The organism is Reyranella sp., from assembly GCF_965279465.1.
Lineage (GTDB): Bacteria > Pseudomonadota > Alphaproteobacteria > Reyranellales > Reyranellaceae > Reyranella.
In genome coordinates, this window is the sequence record NZ_OZ257242.1 from 7,875,917 (window position 1) to 7,901,159 (window position 25,243).

21 protein-coding genes are annotated in these 25,243 nt (G+C 64.9%); 10 read left to right on the forward strand and 11 right to left on the reverse strand.

All coding sequences use genetic code 11. The features are described from left to right. Position 1: 1 nt before the first annotated feature. From ACQY8M_RS38375 to ACQY8M_RS38390, 4 genes are all read right to left on the reverse strand, one after another. The gene (locus tag ACQY8M_RS38375; RefSeq protein ID WP_428667843.1) at positions 2-580 is read right to left on the reverse strand and encodes an ureidoglycolate lyase; all 579 of its coding nucleotides are present in this window, start codon (positions 578-580) and stop codon (positions 2-4) included. Further along, the gene (locus ACQY8M_RS38380; protein WP_428667845.1) at positions 577-1,110 is read right to left on the reverse strand and encodes a hypothetical protein; all 534 of its coding nucleotides are present in this window, start codon (positions 1,108-1,110) and stop codon (positions 577-579) included. Before ACQY8M_RS38380 ends, ACQY8M_RS38375 begins: the two co-directional genes overlap by 4 nt. Before the next feature lie 166 nt (positions 1,111-1,276). Further along, positions 1,277-1,873, reverse strand: a complete 597-nt coding sequence (locus ACQY8M_RS38385) for a class I SAM-dependent methyltransferase (RefSeq protein WP_428667847.1) — start codon at positions 1,871-1,873, stop codon at positions 1,277-1,279. A 139-nt stretch (positions 1,874-2,012) separates the two neighbouring features. Next, positions 2,013-3,614, reverse strand: coding sequence for a lysine--tRNA ligase (locus ACQY8M_RS38390; protein ID WP_428667849.1), 1,602 nt, complete (start codon positions 3,612-3,614; stop codon positions 2,013-2,015). A gap of 186 nt (positions 3,615-3,800) precedes the next feature. On the opposite strand from ACQY8M_RS38390, the gene ACQY8M_RS38395 reads away from it, so the two are divergent. Continuing rightward, positions 3,801-4,982, forward strand: coding sequence for a YbfB/YjiJ family MFS transporter (locus tag ACQY8M_RS38395; protein WP_428667851.1), 1,182 nt, complete (start codon positions 3,801-3,803; stop codon positions 4,980-4,982). A gap of 7 nt (positions 4,983-4,989) precedes the next feature. Here the strand turns inward: ACQY8M_RS38395 and ACQY8M_RS38400 are convergent, their stop codons facing one another. Continuing rightward, the gene (locus ACQY8M_RS38400; RefSeq protein ID WP_428667853.1) at positions 4,990-6,123 is read right to left on the reverse strand and encodes a flavin monoamine oxidase family protein; all 1,134 of its coding nucleotides are present in this window, start codon (positions 6,121-6,123) and stop codon (positions 4,990-4,992) included. 152 nt (positions 6,124-6,275) lie between these two features. Between ACQY8M_RS38400 and ACQY8M_RS38405 the strand changes: the two genes are divergently transcribed. The 4 genes from ACQY8M_RS38405 (at position 6,276) to ACQY8M_RS38420 (ending at position 11,161) form a co-directional block, all read left to right on the forward strand. Next, entirely contained in the window at positions 6,276-9,047 is a 2,772-nt protein-coding gene (locus ACQY8M_RS38405) for an ATP-dependent DNA helicase (protein WP_428667855.1), read from the forward strand. Positions 9,048-9,096: 49 nt separating this feature from the next. Then, complete coding sequence (locus tag ACQY8M_RS38410) at positions 9,097-9,597, forward strand: methyltransferase (protein ID WP_428667857.1); 501 nt, start codon at positions 9,097-9,099, stop codon at positions 9,595-9,597. Next, on the forward strand, positions 9,594-10,430 hold the full coding sequence (locus tag ACQY8M_RS38415; protein ID WP_428667859.1) for a hypothetical protein: 837 nt from the start codon (positions 9,594-9,596) through the stop codon (positions 10,428-10,430). Before ACQY8M_RS38410 ends, ACQY8M_RS38415 begins: the two co-directional genes overlap by 4 nt. A gap of 68 nt (positions 10,431-10,498) precedes the next feature. After that, a complete protein-coding gene (locus tag ACQY8M_RS38420; protein ID WP_428667861.1) occupies positions 10,499-11,161 on the forward strand; it encodes a hypothetical protein in 663 nt (220 codons plus the stop codon). Between the two features lie 137 nt (positions 11,162-11,298). Here the strand turns inward: ACQY8M_RS38420 and ACQY8M_RS38425 are convergent, their stop codons facing one another. Further along, positions 11,299-13,014, reverse strand: coding sequence for an aminotransferase class III-fold pyridoxal phosphate-dependent enzyme (locus ACQY8M_RS38425; RefSeq protein ID WP_428667863.1), 1,716 nt, complete (start codon positions 13,012-13,014; stop codon positions 11,299-11,301). 407 nt (positions 13,015-13,421) lie between these two features. On the opposite strand from ACQY8M_RS38425, the gene asd reads away from it, so the two are divergent. Continuing rightward, positions 13,422-14,300: an archaetidylserine decarboxylase gene (asd, locus tag ACQY8M_RS38430; RefSeq protein ID WP_428667865.1), complete on the forward strand. Its 879-nt coding sequence runs from the start codon at positions 13,422-13,424 to the stop codon at positions 14,298-14,300. Positions 14,301-14,708: 408 nt separating this feature from the next. Here asd and ACQY8M_RS38435 read toward each other — a convergent pair whose 3' ends face one another. The 3 genes from ACQY8M_RS38435 to ACQY8M_RS38445 are packed head-to-tail and all read right to left on the reverse strand — an operon-like array spanning position 14,709 to position 18,761. Then, positions 14,709-16,409 carry a GmrSD restriction endonuclease domain-containing protein gene (locus ACQY8M_RS38435; protein WP_428667867.1) on the reverse strand — a complete coding sequence of 567 codons (1,701 nt, stop codon included), beginning with the start codon at positions 16,407-16,409 and terminating at the stop codon, positions 14,709-14,711. Between the two features lie 20 nt (positions 16,410-16,429). Further along, on the reverse strand, positions 16,430-17,470 hold the full coding sequence (locus tag ACQY8M_RS38440; protein ID WP_428667869.1) for a hypothetical protein: 1,041 nt from the start codon (positions 17,468-17,470) through the stop codon (positions 16,430-16,432). Next, positions 17,454-18,761 (reverse strand): hypothetical protein, encoded by a 1,308-nt coding sequence (locus ACQY8M_RS38445; protein ID WP_428667871.1) that lies wholly within the window; start codon positions 18,759-18,761, stop codon positions 17,454-17,456. The genes ACQY8M_RS38440 and ACQY8M_RS38445 overlap by 17 nt, the downstream gene beginning before the upstream one ends. 952 nt (positions 18,762-19,713) lie before the next feature. On the opposite strand from ACQY8M_RS38445, the gene ACQY8M_RS38450 reads away from it, so the two are divergent. From ACQY8M_RS38450 to ACQY8M_RS38460, 3 genes are all read left to right on the forward strand, one after another. Further along, positions 19,714-20,841, forward strand: a complete 1,128-nt coding sequence (locus tag ACQY8M_RS38450) for a Fic family protein (protein WP_428667873.1) — start codon at positions 19,714-19,716, stop codon at positions 20,839-20,841. A gap of 82 nt (positions 20,842-20,923) precedes the next feature. After that, complete coding sequence (locus ACQY8M_RS38455; protein ID WP_428667875.1) at positions 20,924-21,082, forward strand: hypothetical protein; 159 nt, start codon at positions 20,924-20,926, stop codon at positions 21,080-21,082. A 310-nt stretch (positions 21,083-21,392) separates the two neighbouring features. Beyond that, the gene (locus tag ACQY8M_RS38460; RefSeq protein ID WP_428667877.1) at positions 21,393-22,205 is read left to right on the forward strand and encodes a TorF family putative porin; all 813 of its coding nucleotides are present in this window, start codon (positions 21,393-21,395) and stop codon (positions 22,203-22,205) included. A 90-nt stretch (positions 22,206-22,295) separates the two neighbouring features. On the opposite strand, the gene ACQY8M_RS38465 is transcribed toward ACQY8M_RS38460, so the two are convergent. Further along, positions 22,296-23,345, reverse strand: a complete 1,050-nt coding sequence (locus ACQY8M_RS38465) for an LLM class flavin-dependent oxidoreductase (RefSeq protein WP_428667879.1) — start codon at positions 23,343-23,345, stop codon at positions 22,296-22,298. 99 nt (positions 23,346-23,444) lie between these two features. On the opposite strand from ACQY8M_RS38465, the gene ACQY8M_RS38470 reads away from it, so the two are divergent. Continuing rightward, complete coding sequence (locus ACQY8M_RS38470; RefSeq protein WP_428667881.1) at positions 23,445-24,428, forward strand: Bug family tripartite tricarboxylate transporter substrate binding protein; 984 nt, start codon at positions 23,445-23,447, stop codon at positions 24,426-24,428. A 75-nt stretch (positions 24,429-24,503) separates the two neighbouring features. Here the strand turns inward: ACQY8M_RS38470 and ACQY8M_RS38475 are convergent, their stop codons facing one another. Next, a complete protein-coding gene (locus tag ACQY8M_RS38475) occupies positions 24,504-25,223 on the reverse strand; it encodes a tetratricopeptide repeat protein (RefSeq protein ID WP_428667883.1) in 720 nt (239 codons plus the stop codon). Positions 25,224-25,243: the final 20 nt, after the last annotated feature.

Here is a 25,243-nt window from a genome sequence, read left to right on the forward strand (position 1 = left end):
GCTACAGCGCCGTCGGCAGCGGAACGTTCAGCATCAACCCGAGCTCGGTCCTGAGGTCGCAGCTGATGCGGCCGTGCACCTTGCCCTGCTTGTCGAAGTAGCGGCCGCTCGGCGCGGTCGGAAACGGGCCCTCGTGCCAGACGTCGGGATGGAGATAGATCCCGAAGCTGCCGTCCGACCAGAAGGCGATGAACTTTTCCGGCGCGGGATCCTCGCCCGGCGGACCGGCCGGCACGACGAACGGCTGGCCGTCGATCGGCCAGAAGAACTGACCGCCATCGGGATGGTAGTTGATATGCCAGAGATGGACATGGCCCGGCGCGGTGCGATAGCCGAGCACGTAGTCACCTCCAACCGCCGCGTTGACGCCGCGCAGCTCGTTGCCCTGCCATTCGCAGGCGAAGATGCCCTCCGTCGTGCCGCCTTCGTCGCCGGTGCCGGGATCGAGCTTGCGATGGCCTTTCACCGGCCACGGCACGATCTGCACCTTGTGGTTCTTGGGGTCGTGCACGATCTCGCCGAAGCCCTTCAGGCTCTCGGGCGTCGCGCGCACCAGCGGAACATCCATCAGGCGTGTCATGACACCAAGGATATCGTCTCCTCGACGCCGCCGTCGAGCACGAGGTCGTCCCATGCCGCGAGCAGCCACAGCGCATCGACCTGCCAGCGCAGGATCGGCCAGTCCCACCAGCGCTCGATCAGCGCGGCGAGCGCCGCTGCTTCGGGAGCGTCGAGATCGTCGGTGAAGTTGTGCAGGCCGACGAGATAGAGGCCGGTCTCACGGCCGCCGGCCAGGCGCTGGATGCGTTTGAGCTGGTTCTCACTGCCACGCTTCTCCGAATAGGCGCGGAGATAGAGGCGGCCGTGATTGATGTTGCCCGAGAACAGACCGCGCACCTCGACCGTGATCGGCCCGATCGCCGCCAGCGCCGCGCGATCAATGGTCCCCGGCGATCCGCAGAGCGTGGCGTGCAGCTTGCCGCGCCGGAGTTCGGCGATGTCCCAGGCGATCTTGGAAGCGAATGGCGCGGCCTTCAGCTCCGGCTCGAGCAGGTGGCCGACATCGGGCACGGGCAGCACGAGCGAGAGGGCCTTGCCGTGCCGTCCCATCTCATACGCCGCACCCGGCTTGCGAGCGATCACCCTCGGATGATGCGGCGCGACCAGCGGCAGGTGGGCGAGCCTATAAGCCTCATCGAGGACAAACCCCGCGCCCGGGGTGAACTGGGTCCGGCTCGCCTTGTAACCCAGGTCGTCGTCGTTGCAGAGCAGGATGTTACCCAGCCAGACGGTAGCGCCAGATGCCCATCGGCGGGAAATTTCGCCATTCGCGTCCGATGAATGTCGCCTCGAATGTCGGCCCTGTCACCTCCGGATCGACCGGCGGACGCAAGCCGTAGGTATACTGGATGATGGCGCCGCCCGGCGGCATCGCCTCGAATGCCTCCGAGTAGCAGCGTCCGGCAGCGTCGGAGGGAATCGCCCGCATCGGCAGACCGCTCACCACGACGCAGACGGATGCGAGGCCCGCCTTGCTCAGGACCGTGCCGATATCGAGGGCATCGCCGTGCAGCACCTGCAGCCCTGGAAATCGCCGCTCGAGTGCCCGACAGAGCTCGACATCACGCTCGACCGCGACGATCCCCTCCACCGCGCGGCGGCACTCGATCAGCGCCTCCGTGACGGCCCCGGTGCCGGCGCCGAGTTCGAGGACGGGTCCAGTGCCGGGAATGGCCGCGTCTACGGCCGCCCGTGCGAGCCGCCGGGCCGTCGCGCTGCTGCTGGGGAATGGCAGGCCGACACCGACCGGGTCGCGCAACCAACCTCGGACGAACGGCAAAGGAGTCGATATCGGTCGTTCGTCGATGCTCATGTCCCTGCCTAGGCATCAAGGCTATGCGAGGCCGCACGGTCTTCTACGGCCCGGTGAGACGACGGTTCCATGCGAATTCGCAAGCAGGGCAACGCCCGGAGCCGCATGGAGGAACGCGTAGAGGGCGGGTGACGGCCGATCAGGCCGCCTGGCTGAGATCTTCGCCGGCCAGCGCGCGGTCGATCAGCCGCACGACATTGTCGCGCCCATAGAGCTTGATGAAGGCACCCATACGCGGCCCCTGCGTGCTGCCCAGCAGCACCTCGTAGAGCGTCGAAAACCACTGCCGCAGCTCTTCCTTGGCGAAGTGCCGCTTGCCGGCCTCGTAAACCTCGTTCTGGATGAACTCCGCGCTCTCGCCTTCGGGAATCCTGCGCAAGGTGTCGGCAAGATCCTGCAGCGCCGCGCGCTCCTTGCCGACGGGCAGGCGGAACGTCTTCGTGCTTTTCACGAAGTCCTGGTAGTAGGCCACGGCGCCCTGCAGCAGCCGATCGAGATAAGGCGCGCTTTCCGGTGTCGCCCCCGGCACGTAGCGGCGCAGATACTGCCAGAGCACGTCCTTGTCGTCGGTGTGCGCCACACTCGCGAGGTTCAGCAGCATGCCGAAGCTGACGCCGCTCGCGTGATGGTCGACCGTCTCGCCGTTGTGGATGTGCCAAGCGGGATTCTCGAGCACCTTCGCCGGCTCCTCCTTCGGCAGCTTCTCGACCGCCGCGAGATAGTCGTCGATCGCGCGCGGGATCACGTCGAAATAGAGCCGCTTCGCGCGCCGCGGCTGCTGCTGCATGTAGAGCGCCAGCGACTCCGGCGGCGCATAGCGCAGCCAGTCCTCGACCGAGAGCCCGTTGCCCTTGGACTTGGAGATCTTCTTGCCTTCCTCGTCGAGGAACAGTTCGTAGTTGAAACCCTCCGGCGGCCGGCCGCCCAGGATCTTCACGATCTTCGCCGACAGCTCGGCCGACGGAATCAGATCCTTGCCGTACATCTCGTAGTCGACATCGAGCGCGAACCAGCGACCGGCCCAGTCGGCCTTCCACTGCAGCTTGACGTTGCCGCCGGTCACCGGCGTCTCGACCATCGTCCCGTCCTCGTCACGGTAGACGATCGTGCCGGCATCGACATTGGTCTGGATCACCGGCACCTGAAGCACGCGCCCCGTCTTGGGCGAGATCGGCAGGAAAATCGAATAGCTGGCGCGCCGCTCCGGTCCGAGGGTTGGCAGCATCACCGCCTGGACCTCGTCGTAGTGCTGCAGCATCGTCAGCAGCATCTTGTCGAAGCGGCCCGACTTGTACCAGTCGGTCGCCGACTGGAATTCGTACTCGAAGCCGAAGGAATCGAGGAACGCCCGCAGTCGCGCGTTGTTGGCCGCGCCGAACGAGGGATGCTCGTTGCTGAACGGGTCCGGCACCGAGGTCAGCGGCTTGCCGAGATGGGCCGCCAGCATCTCCTTGTTGGGTACGTTGTCGGGCACCTTGCGCAGCCCATCCATGTCGTCGGAGAAGCAGAACAGCCGCGACGGGACGTCGCTCAGGCGCTGGAAGGCTCGGCGCACCATGGTGGTGCGCACGACCTCTCCGAAGGTCCCGATATGCGGCAGGCCCGACGGGCCGTAGCCGGTCTCGAACAGGACATAGCCTTTCGCCGGCGCTTTGCCGCCGGTGCGGGCGACCAGCTTGCGGGCTTCTTCGAATGGCCACGCGCGCGCGGCCTCGGCGAGGGAACGATCAATCTGGGACATGGAACCGCCCAATTTAGGGCATCCGGCCAGCTACCGCTACCCCCTCCCCTTTCGTCATCCCGACCGAAGCGCCGCAGGCGCGCAGTGGGACCTGTTCATGTCGGCAGCAGCACATGAACAGCTCCCTCCACTGCGCCTCGCTACGCTCGGCTCCGGTCGGGATGCCGATGCTACAATGCGTCACCCATGAACAAATCTCCCCTCTCGCTGGCAATCGGCGGAATGCTCGCCATGGCCGCGGGCCTCGGCATCGGACGCTTCGTCTACACGCCCATCCTGCCGGCGATGGTCGATGCGCTCGGCCTCAGCAACAGCCAGGCCGGGCTGATCGCCTCGGCGAATTTCGTCGGCTATCTGCTTGGCGCATTGTTGGCAGCGGTGCGATTGCCCGGCTCGCGCCGCAGCTGGCTGATGGTCGCGCTGGCGGTGAATGCGGCGGGACTCGCGGCGATGGCGCTGACGACCTCGCTCGCGGCGTTCCTGCTAATGCGGCTGATCGGCGGCATCGCCAGCGCCGTCACGCTGATCTTCGCCTCGGCGCTGGTGCTCGACCGCCTCGCGGCGGCAGGACGGGGAAGCCTGAGCGCGGTGCATTTCGCCGGCGTCGGCACCGGCATCGCGGTCTCGGCCGCACTGGTCGCGACGCTGCACGACTGGCGCACCATGTGGCTCGCCAGCGGCGCGCTGGCGCTCGCGGCCGGGCTGGCCGTGCTGCTGCTGGTACCGCCCGACCACGCCGGCTCGCAGGTCAAGGCGACCGGCCCGCGCCAGCCTTTGCCGCGCGGCTTCCTGCCGCTCGCGTTGGCCTACGGCCTGTTCGGTTTCGGCTACATCATCACCGCCACCTTCATCGTCGCCATGGTGCGCGGCAGCCGGGAGATCGCCGGCCTGGAGCCCTATATCTGGGTGATGTTTGGCTTGAGCGCCGCGCCGTCGGTCGCGCTGTGGACCGGGCTTGCCGCGCGCTGGGGCATTCGCCGGACCTTCGCCATCGTGGCCTTCATCGAGGCGACGGGCGTCGCCGTGTCGGCGCTGTGGCTGACGTCGGCCAGCGTGATCGTGACCTCGGTGCTGGTCGGCGGCACATTGATGGGGCTGACGGCGCTTGGCGTGATGGGCGCGCGCGAGGGCGGCGGCGATCCGCGCGGCCGGATCGCGCTGATGACCGCAGCGTTCAGCGCCGGCCAGATCGTCGGCCCGAGCTTCGCCGGCTATTTCTACGACCTGACCGGCAGCCTCTCGGCTCCGTCGTGGGCGGCGGCGGGAGCGCTGGTAGTGGCGGGATTTCTTACTTTCTTCCGGACCGCGAGCATCTCGCTCGCTCATGAATCTGCGCGAGCGAACCGCTCGCGGTCCGGAAGAGCATGAGCCAGCATCAACCTCGCCCCAGCACCGCCAAGGCCTCCTTCGCGGCACGCAGGCCCGACGCATTCGCGCCCACGACGCCGCCGACCGGATCGGTCGCCTCGCCGGCGAACACGACGCGCTCGTGGTGCGGCTGAGCAAGCGCCCGCCGGGGCGGCGGTGGGCCGTCGACCCAGGCGCCGCGCGCGAAGGGGTCCTTTCCCCACCTGGTCGAGGCGCCGCGCAGGAAGGCTGTCCGCACCTCCCTGCCGAACAGCTCGGCCAGCGCCGACACGGCACCCGCCGTCGCGGCCATGGGCCCGTCGGCCTCGAGCCGGCGCGCCTCCCCGTCGCGATAGAACAGCAGCGCCGCCTCCTGACCGCGCGGCCGCAACTGCGCCTCGATCACCGTGCCCGTCGCCGTCCAGGCGACCAGCCGGGCATCGTCCGGCACGTCGAATACCCTGCGCGAGAAAGTGACGAATGTCTTGGCAGCCTGCACCATCGGCAGCGACTCGATCGCGGCCAGCCGCTCAAGCCACAGGGGCGGCGCGAAGGTCAGCCCGCCCCCACCCAGCACGCCGGTGGGCACGGTCACGATCACGACTTTCGCGGTGAACTCGCCGCCCTGGGTCATCAAGCGCACGAGCGCACCGGTCGAGTCGATCCGCATCACCCGCGTGCCGATCCGCACGGGCACCTTGCCCTCGGTTACCGGCAGCGTCGCAAACGGCGCGAACGGCACGCGGCGGAACAGCTCGGCGATCGCGAGCTTCTCCAGCGAATCGTTGCCCTGGATCACGACTTGCGGATCGACGCCGGGAAGCTGCGTGCGCAACTTCTCCAACGTGCGCTCCAGCTCGGCCGAGACCCGGGCGTAGCGCGCATACTCCTCGCGGGAAAGCTCGCGGCCGTCGATCACCAGGGCGGGCGCGCCCGACTCGGGTCGCGTCGGCGCACCCTCGTCGAACGGCAGGCCGAGGCTGGTGTTGGTGAAGACCCGTCCGCCGGTGCGTTCGCGCGCCTCCAGGACAACCACGTTCTTGCGGGCGCCGATCAACGCGCTGGCGGCCGCGAAGCCCGCCACACCGGCGCCGATGACGATGGCATCCAGATCGGCGGCCCGGGCCGGATGGACGAAGCCGGCAGCCAGGGCGCCGGACAAGAGGGGACGTCGGCCGAGCCTCATTGTTGCGCGATTGTATGCTATCGGGCTGGGGTGCTCGACGATCTCGTGCGGCCCCCTCTCCTGGCCTCTCCCCCTGGCGGGGGCGAGAAACATGAGGCCGCGCGCTTCTGCATCGTGAGGGGGTCGTGATGGCTCCCTCCCTCCTCGCCACGGCGCGCGGGGCGTTGTGGCTGAGCGCCGATGGCGAGATCGAGCGCCTCAGCGGTCCCGACGCCGGCCTGCGCGCGGCGGCGGCGCCGCCGCTGGTCGTGCATGCGCCGGCAACGGCGGCCCGGCTGGGGCTCGACTCGTTGGCTGCGCGGGACCTGCTGGAGCTCTATGCCTTTGTCCGGCCGGCCAGCTTCTGCCTTCCGACGCCGCGCGGGCTGGCCGCCGCGCTCGACATCGCGGGCGATGACGAGCTCACCCTGCTGCCGCGCATCGGCGACGCACTGATCGACGCGCTCGAGGACATGGCGGCCCTCGCCTCGCCCGAGATGAAGGAGACCGCGATGGCCATGGCGCGCGGCAACTGGGCGTGGGGCAGCGAGGTGCTGGCAGCCCTCGGCCTCGACCAGATCGCCCCGAAGTCGCGCCCGAATTTCCGTCCCGGCGCCGGCCTCGACGTGTGGAAGAGCCTTCCTGCCTGGGAAGAGCCTCCGCCTCCCACGCCGCCCGGCAGCCGGCCGGTCGAGCCGCGCGAGGCGCGCCTGCGACTGGCGCAAATGATCTCGGCCGGCCCCAACCTGGCCGAGGCGCGGCCGACGCAGAGCGACTACGCCTCCGCCGCGGCGGAAGCCTTCGCGCCGCGCGAGGCGGAAGACAAGCCCCGGGTCGTGCTGGTCGAGGCCGGCACCGGCGTCGGCAAGACGCTGGGCTATGTCGCGCCGGCCAGCCTTTGGGCGGAGAAGAACGGCGCGCCGGTCTGGATCGCCACCTACACCCGCAACCTGCAGCGCCAGATCGATAACGAGCTCGACCGGCTGCACCGCGATTCCGCCGAAAAGCGCCGCCGGGTGGTGATCCGCAAGGGCCGCGAAAACTACCTGTGTTTGCTGAATTTCCAGGAGGCGGTGATGCGCACCGGCCTGGTGCCCGAGAATGCCGTCGGCCTCGGCCTGCTGGCACGCTGGGCGCTGGCCAGCCGCGACGGCGACATGATCGGCGGCGACCTGCCGGCCTGGCTGCTCGACCTGCTGGGACGTAACCGCATTACGCGCCTCGCCGACCGCCGCGGCGAATGCATCTACTCGGCGTGCGAGCATTACAGGAAGTGCTTCGTCGAGCGCACCGTCCGCCGCGCGCGGCAGGCCGATATCGTGATCGCCAACCACGCATTGGTGATGGTTCAGGCGGCAATGGGCGGCCTGGACGATGCAACCCGCCCGCTTCGCTACGTATTTGATGAGGGACATCACCTGTTCGATGCCGCCGATGGCGCATTTGCCGCGCATTTGAGCGGGGTGGAAGCGGGGGATTTGCGGCGCTGGATCCTGGGTTCCGAGGGCCGGCGTGGCAGCCGCGCGCGCGGGCTCGAACGCCGGGTCACCGACCTGCTGGGCGAGGACGTCGAGGCGCAGAACGCGCTGCGCCGCCTGCTCGACCTCAGCCGTCGCCTGCCCTCGCCCAACTGGCAGACGCGGCTGGCCGACGGCACGGTGATCGGCCCGGCCGAGGAGTTCCTGGCCCTCGTCCGCCTCCAGGTCCGGGCCCGCGCCGCCGGCGAGGACCAGGGCTTCGGCATGGAATGCGACATCCGCCCGCTCAACCCCGGCCTGATCGAGGCGGCCGACAAGCTCGCCGCGCTGTTCGAGCAGATGCTGCTGCCGGTGCAGCGGCTGAAGCAGGCGATGAAGGGCAAGCTCGAGAGCGAGGCCGACAAGCTCGAGTCCAGCCAGCGCGGCCGTATCGAAGGAGTGATGCGCTCGCTCACCAACCGCTGCGAGATGACCCTCGCGGCATGGCGCGCGATGCTGCGCGGCCTGCACAACGACGCCGACCCGGCCTTCGTCGACTGGTTCGCGGTCGAGCGCGCCCAGGCGCGCGAGCTGGATGTCGGCATGTTCCGGCACTATCTCGATCCGACCGAGCCGTTCGTGAATGCCGTCGTCAAGCCCTCGCACGGCACGGTGATCACCTCGGCGACGCTGCGCGACAGCCTGGGCGTGCCCCAGGCGGCGAACGACGAGCCGCCGGGAGCGATCGACTGGTTCGCCGCCGAGGCTCGCACCGGCACCCGCCACCTGCTCGCACCCGCCACACGCGCGGCGATGGCCTCGCCGTTCGACTACGCCGCCTCTACCAAGGTCCTGATCGTCAAGGACGTGCGCCGCGACGACGCCGAGCAGGTCGCCGCCGCCTACCGCGAGCTGTTCCTGGCGTCGGGCGGGGGCGCGCTCGGGCTGTTCACCGCGATCGGCCGCCTGCGCGCCGTGCACCAGCGCATCGCCCGGCCGCTCGAGGACGCCGACCTGCCGCTCTATGCCCAGCATGTCGGCGGCATGGATGCCGCCACTCTGGTCGATATCTTCCGCGCCGAGGAGCATTCCTGCCTGCTCGGCACCGATGCGGTGCGCGACGGCGTCGACGTGCCCGGCCGCTCCCTCCGGCTGATCGTATTCGACCGCGTGCCCTGGCCGCGCCCCGACATCCTCCACCGCGCGCGAAAGGCCGCGTGGAAGGCGGCCGGCGCGGGCGCCACCGCCTACGACGACATGCTGGCGCGGCTGCGGCTCAAGCAGGCCTACGGCCGGCTGATCCGCCGCGCCGACGACCGCGGCGTGTTCGTGATGCTGGATTCGCGGCTGCCGTCGCGGCTGCTCGGCGCGTTCCCGGCGGGTGTCGCCGTCGAACGCACCGGCCTCGCCGAGGCGGTCGCAGCGGTGAAGCAGTTTCTCGACGAGACGGTTACACCGGCCTGACTCCGATCCTTCATTTCTCCGCAACAGAAGCGGGTTATCGCACCGTGCAGTGTCTGGCCCCCTGCTCCTGCCGCTCGCGATCTACCTTCTGAGCTTCTGGCACTACGTCTTCTACTGGCGGGCCTTCGCGTTCGGCACGGCGGACTTCGACGCCTTCAAACGCAAGGCAATCGTCCTCAAGACGATCTCGGTTACCGCCCTCGCGCTGGTCTATCTGCGCTTCCCGCTCGATCCCGTCTCGCTGGCCGTGATCGCCGGCGGCACCTTCCTGAACGTGCGGGCCGCGATGGTCCTGGGCATCGACCGGACCTACTACGGCCACGAGGTCGCGAACCTTCCGCCGCAGCGCATCACCGCCTTCCCCTATTCGCTGACGGCCCATCCGATGATCCTGGGCAACGTCGCTGCCTTCGGCGGCACCCTGCTCAATGCCGGTTTCCGCGAGCAGTGGTGGCCGCTCGCGAGCCTGCATGTGGCGGCCAATATCGGGCTGCTGGCCATGGAGCTGACCGGCCCACCACGCCGCAAGCACAAGAAGGAGAGCCGATGACCGCCATCCTGAAAGACGCCGAACCGCAGGCCCGTCCGGCCCAGCGTTTTCCCGCCACCGTCGGTCGCTTCGGTGACGCCGCCGACCGCGCCGTGATCGACGGGCTGGTACGCTGGGTCGAGGATCGCTATCGCGCCGAGCTGCAGGACCGGCCGTCCAAGCACGTCTACATCCGCACCTTGCCCGCCGTGGTGGTCGAGCAGGTCGACCGCCTGCGCGACAGCTCCACCATCCGCTCCCTGATCGCGCTGCAGGTCCGGCCCGGAAGCGCGATAGCGCCCATGAAGCACACCGACGAACTCTACATCTCGCACTACAACAAGGACCGCGGCGGCGACCAGGGCCTGTTCGACAAGCACTACGACGGCAACCTGCGCTTCCTGTCGTCGAGCATCGTGGTCCGCGCGCTGATCTACCTGCAATCGGATGCGACCTACACGGTCGTGTTCGACGACAGCGGTCTCGCCAAGGCGTTCGGCTCCTACGAGTTCGGCCTGCTCGACTTCCATCGCGAGCTGCACTGGGTCGAGGGCGCGTACAACCCGGCCGACCGCCAGCGCATCCTGCTGAAGTGCAACTACCTCGTGACGCCGCCGAACGCTGCCGTAGCGGAATGGGGCGCCCTCGCCGCCAACACCGCCGTGTTCTATGTCGTGAAGGCGGCGATGGAATATTCCAAGAGCCCGCGCACACTGCCGCAGCGCGCCGTCGGCCTGCTGTGCAACGTCTTCCGCCGGCTCAACATCATCCACCCGCTGATCCCGCTCGCCGTCGTCGCCGGACTAATCGCCGCGCTCGGGGGAGCAATCGTCGCCACCGTCGCTTTCCTGTAACCGCAACGCGATATCAAGGTCACTGGCGTGAAAAGAAATGGATCGTCCCCCCACCAAGGAACGCGCGCATGAATGGCTTCTTCAATGAACTGAAAGTGCAACGTTGGGACGATCACCGCTATTACCATCACAGCAAGGTCAACCAGGCGCTCCACTTCCTGAGCGCGACCAGCTTCCTGGTCGCCTATGTCGTGGCCTTTTCCGATCCCGCCATGGCGGCGCTGATCGGCTGGCTGGTCGCGATGACCAGCCGCCAGGTCGGCCACCTGTTCTTCGAGCCGCGCGGCTACGACCGGGTCAACCAGGCGACCGACGAGTACAAGGAAGAGATCAAGGTCGGCTACAACATCAAGCGCAAGCTGGTGCTGCTCGCTTTGTGGGCCGCCTCGCCGCTGCTGCTGGTCGCCGATCCGACGCTGCTCGGGATCTTCGCGCCGCATGACGGCCCGGGCGAGTTCGCCACCCACGTCGGCCAGATCTGGCTGGTGGTCGGCCTCGGCGGCATCGCCTTCCGCGTGGTCCAGCTCTTCATCCTGAAGGATGTCCGCACCGGCCTGGTGTGGGCGACCAAGATCGCCACCGACCCGTTCCACGACATCAAGCTCTACCACCGCGCGCCGCTCGAGCTGTGGCGGGGTCAGCGCAAGGAGATCGAGGAAGTGCTCGACGAGGTGCTGGGCGAGGAGATCGCCGAGCCGGTCGCCGTCGAGGCCTCGAAGTCGGGCGTGTAGATCGTCAAACGTCTGTAACGTAGCGGCTTGAGCTTGCTTCAGCCTCCCTCCCCCGCTGCGCGGGGGAGGTGTCAGCGTCTGACGCTGACGGAGGGGGCGTGACGCGAGATGGTGCGTCACGCCCCCTCCGTCGCGGATTACCGCGCCACCTCCCCCGCAAGCGGGGGAGGAAGATGAGCTTGATGCGGTGCGGGAGTGGCGTGCCACCATTGGGCCAGCATCTCGCGCAGGATGCGGCGCTTGATGGCGCGGTCGGTGGCGAGCGCGCCGGTCTCGAACCAGCCGTCGGCGCGCATCGCCTCGGCAGCAGCGAGGAAGCGCTCGGCCACCGCCTCGAAGTCGGCGTCGCTGAAGTTGAGGCTGAACACCAGCCGGCCGGTGCCGACCCAGCTCAGCGCCAGGCCCGCGGCCTTGAGGTAATACTGGAACATCCAATTGTAGCGCGACGAGGCCGTGTAGCAGACGGTCCAGATCGACGAGAGCGCGGCGACCTGCAGCGGCAGGCCGCGCTCGGCGAGCCGGCGGTTGAGCGAGGCCGTGCGCCGCTCCCAGGTCGCGTCGAGGTCGCGATAAAGCGCCTCCATCTCCGGGCTGTCGAGATGGCACAGGAACTCGTTCATCGCCGCCATGACGTAGGGATGCGAGTTGAACGTCCCGCGCGCGAAGCAGATGTCGGCCGGCCGATCGTCACGGAAGCGCTTCATCAGCCGATGGGCGCCGCAGACGACGCCGATCGGGAAGCCGCCGCCGACCGTCTTGCCGTAGGTCACGATATCGGCCTGGACGCTAAAATATTCCTGCGCTCCGCCGCGGCCGAGGCGGAAGCCGACGAAGACCTCGTCGAAGATCAGCACGATGCCGCGCTCGGTGCAGATCGCCCGCAGTTCCTTCAGCCAGGCCGAATAAGCGGCGCGATCGACGCTCCGGTCCGGGCGGCTGTGGACCAGCGTCGAATCGGCGGGCGCCCCGAGGTTGGGATGCATGGCCTGGCACGGGTTCACCAGCACGCAGGCGATGTCGCGGCGGCTGCGCAGCACGGCCAGGGTGCGCTCGGACATGTCGGCCAGGGTGTAGGTGTCGTGCGCCGGCACGGGATTGCCGATGCCGGGCTGCACGTCGCCCCACCAGCCGTGATAGGCGCCGCAGAAGCGCACGAGATGCGAGCGCTTCGTGTGATAGCGCGCCAGCCGGACGGCCTGCATGACCGCCTCGGTGCCGGACATGTGGAAGGAGACCTCGTCCTTGCCCGAGATCCGCGCCAGCCGCGCGGCATTGTCGGCGAGCAGCGACGGGTAGGCGCCCAGCACCGGCCCGAGCGCGCCGACGCGCTCGGCGCCGCGCGCCATGCAGCCCTTGTAGAAATCGTAGCCGAGCAGGTTCACGCCGTAGGAGCCGGTGAGGTCGTAGCGCGCGGTGCCGTCGAGATCGGTGACCTGCACGCCGTCCGAGGACGCGACGAACGATCCGGCCGGCAGCTGCCGCTGCACCCTCGGGCTGAACTGGAAGGGCACGCGATAGCTCTCGGTGAACTGCAAGTCCGAGATGAAGGGCGTCGCCTCGGCGGTCTGGCCGACCGTCCGCACGCCCGCCGTCCGGATCTCGTCCGACAGGCGCTCGAACGCCGCGCGGCGCCGGCCGGCGATCTCCGCGCTGGCATCGTCGGCGGAAAAGAACATCGCGTCGTCGTAGGCATAGCGCGGCAGCAGCGCCGCGACCCGGCGCGACATCCGCGAGTGACCGGCCAGCGAGCGGTGCTTGGCGCGCGACAGCATAAGCCGAGCGCGCAGCTTCGGCCCAGCCAGCGCCACCAGCGCGCCTGCCGCCACGAGGGAGGCGATCGTTCCTGTCATCATGGACATCTCCTGACTTTCTGCATGCATCGCCCGCTCGCCAACGTTACCAGCAGTGCAGGGGTACACCTCACCCTGAGGAGCGAGCGCAGCGAGCGTCTCGAAGGGTGGCAACCCGCACCGTGCCCGTTGCCACCCTTCGAGACGGTCCGCTTCGCTGCGCTCCTCAGGGTGAGGTCAAAGCCAAGGCTGGCGCCTATGCCCCCTCCGCTCACCCGCGCCGACATTGCCGGCAGTGCAGACGTAAACCTCACCCTGAGGAGCGAGCGCAGCGAGCGTCTCGAAGGGTGGCAACCCGCACCGTGCCCGTTGCCACCCTTCGAGACGCTCCGCTTCGCTGCGCTCCTCAGGGTGAGGTCAAAGCCAAGGCTGGCGCCCCTCCGCTTCCCTCCAGTCGGAACGGCCGTGTCATGAGCCTGCGTTCGGAGCTGCTGAAGATCCTCCACCAGGAGGACATCAACTTCCTGCTGACCAACCGGATCCCCCGGCGCCTCGCGACGAAATGGATGGGCTGGTTCAGCAAGATCGAGAACCCGGCCGTGGCGCGGGCGGCGATCGCGGTGTGGCGGCTGTTCGCCGATCTCGACCTCAGCGATGCGCGGCGGCAATCGTTCGTTAGCCTGCATGCCTGCTTCACGCGCGAGCTGAAGCCCGGCGCGCGGACGGTCGATCCCGATCCGCAGGTGCTCACCAGCCCGTGCGACGCGATCGTCGGCGCCTGCGGGACGATCCGCGGCACCGAGCTGCTGCAGGCCAAGGGCTTCACCTACACGCTGCACGATCTGCTGGCCGACCCGGCGCTGGTCGAGACCTATCGCGACGGCACCTACGTCACGCTGCGGCTCACCTCGAGCATGTACCACCGCTTCCACGCACCGCATGACGGCACGGTCGAGCGGGTGACCTACATCTCGGGCGACACCTGGAACGTCAATCCGATCGCGCTCGCGAGGGTCGAGCGGCTGTTCTGCAAGAACGAGCGCGCGGTGATCCGCACGCGGCTCGCCGGCAGCGGTCACCTCGTGACCCTGGTGCCGGTGGCGGCGATCCTGGTCGCCAGCATCCGCCTGCATTTCCTCGATATGACGATGAACATGAACTATCGCGGCGCCGCCGAGATCGACTGCGACGCGAGGATCGCCAAGGGCGACGAGCTCGGCTGGTTCGAGCATGGCTCGACGATCATCCTGTTCGCGCCGCCGGGTTTCCGTCTGTGCGAGGACATCACCCAGGGCACGGCCATCCGAATGGGCAGGGCGCTGATGCATCTGCCGACCGCAGTCACGTGAACAAGGCTGGACGGGCACTCGATCAGACGTATGAGCTTTCGGGTTGATGGCCATTATCTTTGGAGGGAACTCGTTGCCGAACTATGATTCTGGCGTGTCAGTTAAGTGACAAACGGCTCCCATGTAGATCTACCGCGCATGCAATGTTGCTTGGGGTGCCGCCAACGCGGGCACCATCTAGCCGATGGCGATAAGTTTGCGCACGTGGCCACAACACGACCCACCATTGGCCGAGCCCGCGTCTTCTCAATGCGTATTAGCGACCACTTTTAGACCGCTTCGGCGCCTCATGCGGGACGAGTACAGAGCGGGCGAGCTAGGAACGCCTATTAGATACTCGGAGTCTGCTGATCAAATCTTTCACACACATTCTAATCCCGACGACGTCATACCCCATGGGTTGCCCCGTTAGTCTTCATCAACATCGACCTCCGCATCTGATGGTTCGATCTGCTCTCCGATATGCAATCCAAACTTCGCCAAGAACTCTTCCTCCTGCCTTTGCATTCGTTCTTCGCGAGCATTAACAAATCCTTCCATGTCCCTCTCCCCTAGAGCGATCCTTGCGGCTCGCCCAATTCCATGAGTCCGAAGTGCGTCGTGATGTTCGATATTCTCCGCCAGAATACTTCTCACCACACTTCCATATTTCTTGTCCAATAGGATACGATTACCAGGCCGGCGCGCCGGCCGAGTACCATCCGAAGCAAATACATGAGGAATATCTCTCCGGTCAGGATCAGCGAGCAGGGCTGACCCATCGACTGGTAAATTGGTGACCGGATCTAACAACTGTTCTCTAACGATCTGCACCAAAAGTAGTGCGCGGATGCGGGCGGATCTGCGATCAAATGTCTTCGGAAATGGACGAAGCGGCCTGTCGCTGAAGAATGCATCAAATGCAGCGATGTTTACGGCAGAAGTCGGCGCTCCAGCAAATCGCTCCATCACCTCCACTGCGCGCTCGATTTCGGCAGAATTTGCTGAAGCAAACCAACCGGAGAACGATGTAGCCCAAAACCATCGACTCAATGCGTCCACAGTTCTTCTTCGAAGCGCTTCAACAGAGACCGGGTTCTTATGAAAGAAAACCCCAAGCAAAAATAACTGCAGTGCATATGGTAGAAGCCGACCGGTCTTGAAGCCAATCTTCTGGTTCAAGAAACTCGACGCACTTGAAAGTGCCGAAAGTGTGGGCTCTTTAGCCTCCTGCAATCTTTCCTGTGTTTCCTTCTTTCGCAAGTCATCAAACTTGGGTTTTGTGAAATTTTGTCCCGCATTATGTAGCAGACTTTGCAACAGAATCGTTCGGCTCACATCCCCAAATCCAAACGGAGTCAACGCGCCGAGAATTTCATCAAGCGCTTCCTCCAAATTAAAGCCGTCATGGTACGTGAGCGCAACAGCCATTTGATCGCTTGTCATTCGCCTACCGCTGCGATTGATCCGCGAAAATATAGCAACCGCATCGTCGACACTGCCGCCTCGCATTATAGTAAGTGCAATCCTATAGTCTCTCAATGCGCGTTGCACTTCGTCGGCGCGATCTAAGTATCGGGACTTCATTGCTCGGCTAAGAGACGGGCTTGAATCTATAGCTCGGGCAAACCGAACAAATTCAGCCGTCTTTAGAACCGAGCGTAACGGCAAAATTGAAGGATCTCTAAAATCTTCCGCCCTCCTCAGCTGTCGCGGTTCTTCCGCCTTCAAATCATATCCCAACCACCAAGACAAGGTATCAGCACTAGCATTCTCATCGCGGGGGTGATCTTCGGGCAGGCGCAGAACGCCGTAAAGTGTCGCTAGACGCTGATGGCCATCGAGCACCAAGGAAATCTGTGACTTCGAGGAACTCTTGAAAGATTGGATTGGCCCAATCCGATCCATTGTCCTCACATTAAGTTCTTCTTGTGGTGTCCATAGGAGTAGAGAACCGATCGGATAGCCGCTGAGCACGCTTTCAAAGAGTTCGCGCATCATCTGGGGCGTCCACACGTAAGGCCTCTGAAAACGAGGGATTTTAACACGGCCTTCATCAACATCATTGAGTAGAACATCGAGGGAAATGATGTCGGGCCGGGCGCTAGCGGCGAGAGCTTGTGTCTTCATGTTTTGGTCTGCCTGTTCCGCTAGAGATGCTCGACGATCTTAGACAGAAGGTCGTCCAGTTCATTTGCTTGAGCAACCGTCAGGATACGCCTCTCATTAGGAGCACAACGATACTTCGATTCTACGTAGATCGCGGCGAGAGCATCTCCAAAACCACGAGCAATGAGTGCCCAATCGGCAGGAGGAACAGTCTGATACAATGCACGTTCCTCCCGTTGCCAGTCTGGATCTACCAAAAAGCCCGCGTGAGGTTGAACGATATTGCCGCGAACAAATCCGCTCTTTAGCGGGTAGTGATTCCGCTGAACTTCGCCCATACGGAAATACGCCTCGCAAGAGTTCAGCTGGCCTCCTAGTTTTTGAGTCACATAGTATTTCGGGGCGTAATTCTCTATCGTCCTGCCTTGCAATACGTGCACAAACGCGACGAAGGGGCGAAGCCGGCTCTGAATTCTCATATTTACTGTGTCACCAGGAAAACGAGCGTCGCTGTCCAACACCGCCACCGCGCGCAACGTCAGGCTCCTAATTGCTTTCTTTCCGCGAGGCCAAACTCCATGAGTTAGCGCGCGCGCTGATTTTATCATCTGTCCCTTGCCGCCTGCATGCCGGAAAACTAAACTACCGCTGTTATAACTCTCCCTGATCGTGTCGTGACCCAGCGCTCTCGCCATCCACAATAAGAATCCACCATCTGTAGTCTCGTCCTCAACTATGACTGACAGCGGTTGGATCAGAAGCACCAAGGCACCAAACGGGTCAATGCGAATCGTCTTTCCCTCGACTTTTCCCTGTCTAGTGGCATTAGCATCAATTTTGACTGATACAGCGTCGCTAGGGCGGCCTCGAAATGCTCTTACAGAGAGAGATCGAATAAAATGGACCGTATTAGCCCTTATGCCCGTAGCATCCACCAACCATTTACTCGTGCGCAACTTTTCGAACTGCGCGATGTCGAACGAGTGCCTGCAGCCGTCCTGCTCAAGCAACTGGACAATTGTATCAAGCAACGGATGCCACGTGGAGTTTCCGAGAACGTTTATCTCAACTTGTATAAGCACCCGGCGCCGCCTGTTCTGCACTCTGCTTTCGCCTTATCGCTTCTCTCTGATGAACCAAGTCATCGAAAGCCTCTTCAAATACTCCAATAGGCCAAGAATCCAGGTTGCCTAGTTTGTCGATGTGAATAGTTCTCAAGCTCTCTATGGGATCGTTGGCAGATGCTTGGTGACCTACGGAAACAATCTTCACCGATTCCGGCGGCAGAATACCTTCCGCTACGCGACGACGAATTCGGCTAATTATTTGTTCGGAATGCGTTTCGCAGAAATAGCGAAGGCCGCTTCCGCATTTTTTTACTGTAGCGATGATAAGATCAGCAACACCGCCGTGAGCCGCAGGATGTAAATGCAATTCTGGTTGCTCTACTATTATAAATGGACTTTGAAGTTTTCCCGATTGGCGCGCCAATGCTTGCACCACGATGGGAAGAACCTGAGCGAAGCCCACACCCGTATCAACTAGGTCAACGCTGATTTTTCGCAAAGCGTCGTAGACCATTATTCGCGGGAAACCTTCGTGGACTAAATCTACGCGATTGCCACCTAGGTTGGTCTCAAACCAACTTGCAACTGCACGAACAAGATCACCGTTTCCCCGGAGAGCGTCGTCTCCTACGAGATCGAGAGATCGTTCGCCTCGGGGCCCCAGATCTTTAACCCCTTGGTGTGGCATCCTAGAAAGCGATCCCTGTTCGGCTCGGAAGGGACCTAAATAAGACGGTCTATTAAAAGCTTTTTCAAAGTACGACCGGGCGTCTAAGAGCTCCGCGGTTCGTTCTTGCTGTCCGAATATCTCGGCAGGAAATATCCCAATAATTCCCACTTGATTCTCAGTTGCCGAACCGCTTGCGAACCGCACTTGGAAATTTGCGGTGGGCTTGCCGAGGTCTTCGAGCGTGCTCAAATTCATGGCAACGACATTCTCGCCATTTTTCTGAAGCTCGAATGCAACTATGCCAAGTGCATGTTGCTCTACGATGTGCTGAAGAGTCGTCTTGAATCTTAAAGTAGTCGAGCCGTCCGAAATCTCAGCTCCTAGAGAAAAAGGCAAGCCCGACCTCAAGAATATTAAGTCCTCATAGCGAGTTGCGTGAGTAATACCACCAGCGGTCAGGTTTAGAGGCGCTTCGGCTACTGACGAGAGACCGCTGGCGAGTAGAAGCGGCAGCCTCGTAAGCACACTCTTGCCTCCGCCGTTTTTCCCAATGATCAGAGTTAGTGGCGCAAGCTCAACGCGGCTCTCTTCGCGGAAAGCGCGGTATCTTGAAAAGTTCAACGCCACCGGGATCATCAGATCATTCACCCTCAGTATAAGAACGCGTTTCAACGTACGTCAGTCTGGCATGTCAAGAACCGGCAACCAAGCTCGCCGTATCGTTCGGTGTAGCTCGAAGTGCAGCTTGATCGGCCGTTCTTTCATATGCTCTGGAGCCGGAGCGGGGGAGGCAGGCTCTGTAGGGAAGCAGTGTCTATCGTTGCTGCGCGTAGAGGGCTTTTTGACTAGGTGTGGCCATCAGCGTCGGAGACGATAGGTAGTGCGCGCCCTCAAGACGAACAGGAGTGCGCCACCGTCCGGCTTCCCTGCTGCCGCCCTTCTCCAGGGCCTCCCTGAGCTCCTGCTCTGCCTCGTCCCGCGGCGGCCGGTGGCTCGGCTCGCGCGCGGTCGCGATCGCCTAGACCAGAGTCGGGGGATCTCGCTGTGCTTCAGCTCCAGCACCTCTCGAGCATGGCGGCAGTCTAGGGCATTCCGAGGCGATGTGCGGGGGCCAAGAGAGGTCGGGGTTTCGGGTGAGCTCTTGGGCTGAGCGGTGCGTCACGCCCGTCCGTCGCGGATTACCGCGCCACCTCCCCCGCAAGCGGCGGAGGAAAATAGGGTCCTGATCTCCAAGTCAGGCCGGTTCGCCTAAGCGCGAGGTATAGTTGCGCATAGGTATGGTGCTTGCGCATAAATTCTATGCGCAACAAAACCCCTAAGCATCGAGATCGGACTGGCAAGCCAGTACAAGGGCAGCTTCCCACGTTACCAGATCAGGCCGCCCGAGTTCGAGGCATGGCGGAAATCGTAACAAAGGGTACGAAGGACCGCGCCGCCGTTTGCGCAGAGTCAGTTGAGGCTCTTATCTACACACAACCCACTATCAGGTCCGACACAAAGCACAGGGTGGTTTCACCGCATTGTCTGCGGTGAAACGTGTGCGTTGCGGAGAAGTTCCAGCATAATGTCCGCATGTGATGCGGTGTTTATGGCAACTTACATCCACCAGCTGCCAAGTTGGCCCAAGTTCCAATCGGATGCGGGCGCCCTGTCGGCACTCTTGGCGGCTGTGCGCCATCGGCAGGGCCGGCTCCTGGGCACGATGACGGGCCTCGGATTCCGCCTTCAGGAAGAAGCCGTCCTCCGCACGCTGACCCAGGACGTCGTGAAGTCCAGCGAAATAGAAGGCGAGATCCTGGACGAAGCGCAGGTCCGGTCCTCGGTCGGACGGCGGCTGGGCATGGATATCGGGGCGGCACTGCCTGTCGATCCATACGTAGACGGCGTCGTCGAGATGATGCTCGATGCGACCCAAAGATACCTGGAGCCGCTGACCGCCGAGCGCTTGTTCGGCTGGCACGCCTCTCTTTTTCCGACGGGCCGCAGCGGCATGTTGCGGATCACCGTCGGCGGATGGCGCACCGACGAAAGGGGACCGATGCAGGTCGTGTCGAATCCCTATGGACGGGCGCGTGTCCACTACGAAGCCCCCGCCGCACCGCTTCTGGACGGAGAGATGCGTGCCTTCCTGGAATGGTTCAACGGCCCGATCGCTCTCGATCCGGTGCTAAAGGCCGCCATTGCCCATCTGTGGTTCGTGACCGTTCATCCGTTCGACGACGGCAACGGCCGTATCGCCCGGGCCATCGCCGACATGGCGTTGGCGCGCGCGGACCAGACGCCTCGGCGCTTCTACAGCATGTCGGCGCAGATCCAGCTCGAGCGCAGGCAGTATTACGACCTCCTCGAAAGCACGCAGAAGGGCGATCTGGACATCACCGCCTGGCTTCGATGGTTCTTCGAATGCCTCGATCGGGCGTTGACGGGCGCCGAGCGACTCCTGGGGGCCGTGCTGGCGAAGGCCGAGTTCTGGAAACGTCACGGCACGTCGTCGATGAACGATCGGCAACGCGATATGGTCAATCGCCTGCTCGACGGGTTCACCGGGAAGCTTACGTCGTCCAAGTGGGCGAAGATCGAGAAGTGCTCGCCCGACACGGCGCTCCGCGACATCACGGACCTCGTCAACCGAGGCATCCTCGCCAGGGACGGGGCGGGCGGCCGGAGCACGAGCTATTCGCTTGCCGATTCGGACCCCGACGATCAGAAGGCATGAAGGGCCGCGCCAGCGCTTGCGCAAGGCCGCGCGACCGCCGATGGTCGTCCCCGTAACCCCGATCCTCCAGGCCCGTTCTCCCATGATCAAGATCAAGCCCGACCCGAAGCCCAAGGACGGCCCCAAGCAGGCCGCCGAGAACGAATCGACCAAGCACATCGCGGAGAACGCGGTTAAGGGCGGTCCTAAGGATGTGAAGAAGGACAAGCGCTCCGGGGCCGGCCGGGGGCAGAAGGGCTAGGCTTCGGGCTGGCTTCTTCGCGGAGATGGTGCGGCACGCCCCATTGATGCGAGTTACCGCGAGCGCCAACGCTGTCCGGAGTGAGCTCCCGGAGAAGGCTCTGGGCTCTACGACTGTGTCATCCCGAGCGCAGCGAGGGATCTACGCCGGTGTCGACCATAGATCCCTCGCTGCGCTCGGGATGACACGCTTCGCAGGGTTACGCATAGAACGGTGAGTTGCGCATAAACCTCTATGCGCAATAACACCGGCTTCTTCACTTACGCTACGGAGGCTGGCTCTGCGGGCGGGCCGGGCTTATCGTTGCAGCGTGCAGAAAGTCTTCCGACTGGCCTTCTGCGCGATGCTGTGGATGCTCTGCGGTGCCTCCATCGCCCGCGCCGACGACGAGCCGCCCCCCAATTACTGGCCGGCGCCGTTCGGGGGCCGCTTCAACGCCAATTTCACGTTCGCCTCGGATTACGCCGCGAACGGCATCTCCAACACCCAGCTCGGGCCCGCCTTCCAGGCCGGGATGGATTATCGCTCGCCCAATCTGCTGCCCAGGGACCAGCCGCCGCTCTGGCTCTACGGCTCCGTCTTCGGCAGCAACGTGAGCTTCCCCAACATCGGCGGCGGCACGGAAATCGATCTCTCGGCCGGGCTGAAGATGCGGCTGCTGGCGGACAGGCTCAGCCTGTCGCTCGGGTACATCCGCTACCTGTTCCCCGACATCCCGGCGCACTTCGGTTGGAGCTACGGCGAGGTCGAGCTCAAGGCCGACTACGATTTCGGCCCGGCCACCGTGAGCGGGCGGCTGCGCTACAGCTCGAACGCGCAGGGCGGCGTCGGCCGGAGCTGGAACAAACGGGCGCTGGTCTCCGCGCCGCTCTCCTTCGTCAAGCTGCCGTTCGACGCCAGGATGAGGCTCTACGGCTCGCTCGGCGACTTCTGGGGCGAGAAGCCGGAGGCCGTCGGCCTGCCGGCGCACGATTACCTCTACTGGCAGGTCGGGCTGGTGACCTCGGTCTGGGGGCTCGATGTCACGCTGGCCTATACCGACACCGACATCGCCTACGAAGGCTGCGGCTACACGCGCCTGTGCGCGGCGCGGGCGTTCTTCTCGGTGACGAAGGTGTTTTGACCTGTCATCGCTGGGAGCGCGCCTCTCCAGAGGCGCTCATGATCATGAGATGAGCGCCTCTGGAGAGGCGCGCTCCCAGCCATGAGGCCGTCACTTGAACGCCGGGATGACCTCTTCGCAGAGGAGGCGCAGCGCGGTCATGACCTGGGCGTGGGGGATGCGGCTGCCGGGGTTGAGCTCGGCGAGGATGCCGTCGAGGCCGAGCTCTTCCTCGAGCTGCTTCAGCCGGGCGATGACGGTGGCCGGCGTGCCGACGATCATGCGCTCGCGCAGAACCTCCTCGTAGTCGATCGACATCATCTTGGCGCCGCGCTCGGCGCGGTTCTCGATCGCGCGGGCGCTCGCGAGATTGGCCGAGGCGGCGAGGTTGGCGCCGATGGTGCGCAGCAGGTGGAGGATGCTCTCGCGCGGCTCCTCCTGCGCGGCCTCGTCGGTGGCGGCGACATAGACCGGGACGCGAAGATAGACCGCGCCACGGCCGGGATGGCCGGCCTTCGCCCACGCCTCGCGGAAGGTCTTCACGTTCGGCGCCAGGTCGGAGAGGTTGCCGATGCGCGCGGCCACGAAGATCGGATGGCCCATCGTGCCCATCTCCTCGTAGGTGTCGGGGCTCGCCGCGGCGACGCGGATCTCGGGCCACGGCTGCTGGATGGGGCGCGGCGCGAGGCGGACGTTCTCGTAGGTGAAGTACTTGCCGGCGTGGCTGAAGCGCTCTTCGGTGAAGGCGCGCTTCACGATGTGCAAGGTCTCGCTGAAGCGCTCGCGGCTCTCGCCGTAATCGACGCCGTAGGTCCGGTAGGTATGGGCGAAGCCCGAGCGGCCGGCACCGAAGATCAACCGGCCGTTGCTGAGCTGGTCGACGGTGGCGAGCTCCTCGGCGAGCCGCAGCGGATGGCAGAGCGGCAGGACCTGGACGGCGGTGCCGATCTTCATGCGCGTGGTGCGGGCCGCAATCGCGGTCGCCAGGATCAGCGGCGAGGCGAGCACCGAGCGCTCGGGGTTGAAATGCAGCTCGGCGAGCCACATCGCATCGAGCCCCAGGCGCTCCGCCTCGTCGACCTGGGCCAGCGAGTCGGCGAAGGCCGACGGCTCGCTCGCGCCGGGCAGACGCTGAAACTCGTGGAACATGCCGAATTCCATTTTGCTTCCTCCTGCAAGGAGCATAGCGGGCTTTGGCATTCGCCGCGCGTCCCGCTAAGCTTCACAACCAGTGAAAAAGCACAGGAGGAAAACGTTCAAATGGTTCGAGTAGCATTTCCGCGTCGTCGTGCGTTCGGCCTGTTGGCCGCTCCGTTCCTCGCGTCCGGCGTCGCCCGCGCGGCCGACGGTTGGCCAGACAAGGCCGTGCGCTACATCAACGTCTTTCCGGCGGGCGGGCCGACCGACACGCTGTCGCGCATCGTCTGCGCCGAGATGAGCGAGCTCACCGGCCAGCAGTTCATCGTCGAGAACAAGTCGGGCTCCGGCGGCAACATCGGTACCGACGCGATCGCCAAGGCGGCGCCCGACGGCTACACGATCGGGCTCTACACCATCGCCTCGCAGTCGATCGCGCCGACGCTCTACGCCAGGCTGGCCTTCGACGTCGACAAGGACTTCACGCCGATCGCGATGCTGTGGTCGGTGCCCAACATGCTGATGGTGCGGCTCGACCTGCCGGTGAAGACCCTGGCGGAGCTGATCGCGTTGGCCAAGGCGCAGCCCGGCAAGCTGTCCTTCGCCTCCTCGGGCGCCGGCACCACGCCGCACATCAGCGGCGAGATGTTCAAGCAGATGACCGGCGTCAACCTGCTGCACGTGCCCTACAAGGGCAGCGCGCCGGCCTACCAGGACCTGCTCGCCAACCAGGTCGACATGATGTGGGACAACATCCCCGGGCCGCTCGGGCTGATGCGCGGCGGCAAGGTGCGCGGCATCGCGGTGACGTCGAACTCGCGGCATCCCGCGGCGCCGGACATCCCGACCATGGCCGAGACCCTGGCCGGGTTCGAGATCACCTCGTGGGGCGGCCTGTGCGGCCCCGCCGGCCTGCCGCCGGCGATGGTCGAGAAGTGCGCCGCGCTGGCCAAGCAGGCGCTCGAGAGCCCCAAGGTTAAGGCGGCGTTCGCCCAGCAGGGCGCGACGGCGTTCTGGATGAGCCCGAAGGATACCGCCGCCTACCGCGCCGCCGACGAGAAGAAGCTCGCGCCGGTGATCAAGGCCTCGGGCGCGAAGGTGGAGTGATCATCTGCTGGGAGCGCGGGTCTCCAGACCCGCTCATGATTCCGAGCGGGTCTGGAGACCCGCGCTCCCAGCGCATCACGTCCCTTCGCGCTTCACGGGCTTCCACTTGCGGGCTTCGCGCTCGCCTTCCTCGACCTCGGCGCGGGTGATCTTCTTCGCGAGCTCGTCGCGCGAGCGCGCGGCGCGGTCGAACACGTCCTGCTCGTACTCGCCGTCGTCGACACTGGCGAGCGCGTACCACTTGTAGGCCTGCACCACGTCCTTCGGCACGCCCCTGCCGAGCTCGAACAGCGTGCCGAGCGCCAGCATCGCCGAGGCGTCGCCCTGCCCGGCCGACTTGTCGAACCAGCCGGCGGCGGCCTTGAAATCGACCGGCGTGCCGCTGCCCTCCATCGACATGTAGCCGATCCCGGCCTGCGCAAGCGGATTGCCCTTGGACGCGCCGAGTTCGTACCACTTGGCGGCCTGGACCGGATCGCGCGGCACGCCCTCGCCCATCCAGTACATCGAGCCGAGGCGCGCCGCTGCGGCCGCATCGCCCTGCTCCGCGGCTTTCAGATACCATTCGGCCGCCTTGCCGGCGTCCTTCGGCAAGCCCTTGCCGCGATGATACAGGCGGCCGATCTTTTCCTGCGCCCGCGCATTGCCGTCCTTTTCCGCGAGCGGTTGCAGCAGCTCCACGGCCTTGTCGAAGTTCTTCGCATTGTAGGCGGCGATGCCATCCTCGAGTGGGCCCGCCGAGGCCGGCAGGGCGGCTCCGAGAAGAACGAGCGACAGCGAAATCGACAGGCGCATGAGCCGACTCCAGGGAGTGC

Bases quoted from the DNA above. Each gene is read 5' to 3' on its own strand.
- ACQY8M_RS38375 (WP_428667843.1), bottom strand. From the start codon at position 580: ATGACACGCCTGATGGATGTTCCGCTGGTGCGCGCGACGCCCGAGAGC.
- ACQY8M_RS38380 (WP_428667845.1), bottom strand. From the start codon at position 1,110: ATGGGACGGCACGGCAAGGCCCTCTCGCTCGTGCTGCCCGTGCCCGAT.
- ACQY8M_RS38385 (WP_428667847.1), bottom strand. From the start codon at position 1,873: ATGAGCATCGACGAACGACCGATATCGACTCCTTTGCCGTTCGTCCGA.
- ACQY8M_RS38390 (WP_428667849.1), bottom strand. From the start codon at position 3,614: ATGTCCCAGATTGATCGTTCCCTCGCCGAGGCCGCGCGCGCGTGGCCA.
- ACQY8M_RS38395 (WP_428667851.1), top strand. From the start codon at position 3,801: ATGAACAAATCTCCCCTCTCGCTGGCAATCGGCGGAATGCTCGCCATG.
- ACQY8M_RS38405 (WP_428667855.1), top strand. From the start codon at position 6,276: ATGGCTCCCTCCCTCCTCGCCACGGCGCGCGGGGCGTTGTGGCTGAGC.
- ACQY8M_RS38415 (WP_428667859.1), top strand. From the start codon at position 9,594: ATGACCGCCATCCTGAAAGACGCCGAACCGCAGGCCCGTCCGGCCCAG.
- ACQY8M_RS38420 (WP_428667861.1), top strand. From the start codon at position 10,499: ATGAATGGCTTCTTCAATGAACTGAAAGTGCAACGTTGGGACGATCAC.
- ACQY8M_RS38425 (WP_428667863.1), bottom strand. From the start codon at position 13,014: ATGATGACAGGAACGATCGCCTCCCTCGTGGCGGCAGGCGCGCTGGTG.
- asd (WP_428667865.1), top strand. From the start codon at position 13,422: ATGAGCCTGCGTTCGGAGCTGCTGAAGATCCTCCACCAGGAGGACATC.
- ACQY8M_RS38435 (WP_428667867.1), bottom strand. From the start codon at position 16,409: ATGAAGACACAAGCTCTCGCCGCTAGCGCCCGGCCCGACATCATTTCC.
- ACQY8M_RS38445 (WP_428667871.1), bottom strand. From the start codon at position 18,761: ATGATCCCGGTGGCGTTGAACTTTTCAAGATACCGCGCTTTCCGCGAA.
- ACQY8M_RS38450 (WP_428667873.1), top strand. From the start codon at position 19,714: ATGGCAACTTACATCCACCAGCTGCCAAGTTGGCCCAAGTTCCAATCG.
- ACQY8M_RS38455 (WP_428667875.1), top strand. From the start codon at position 20,924: ATGATCAAGATCAAGCCCGACCCGAAGCCCAAGGACGGCCCCAAGCAG.
- ACQY8M_RS38465 (WP_428667879.1), bottom strand. From the start codon at position 23,345: ATGGAATTCGGCATGTTCCACGAGTTTCAGCGTCTGCCCGGCGCGAGC.
- ACQY8M_RS38470 (WP_428667881.1), top strand. From the start codon at position 23,445: ATGGTTCGAGTAGCATTTCCGCGTCGTCGTGCGTTCGGCCTGTTGGCC.
- ACQY8M_RS38475 (WP_428667883.1), bottom strand. From the start codon at position 25,223: ATGCGCCTGTCGATTTCGCTGTCGCTCGTTCTTCTCGGAGCCGCCCTG.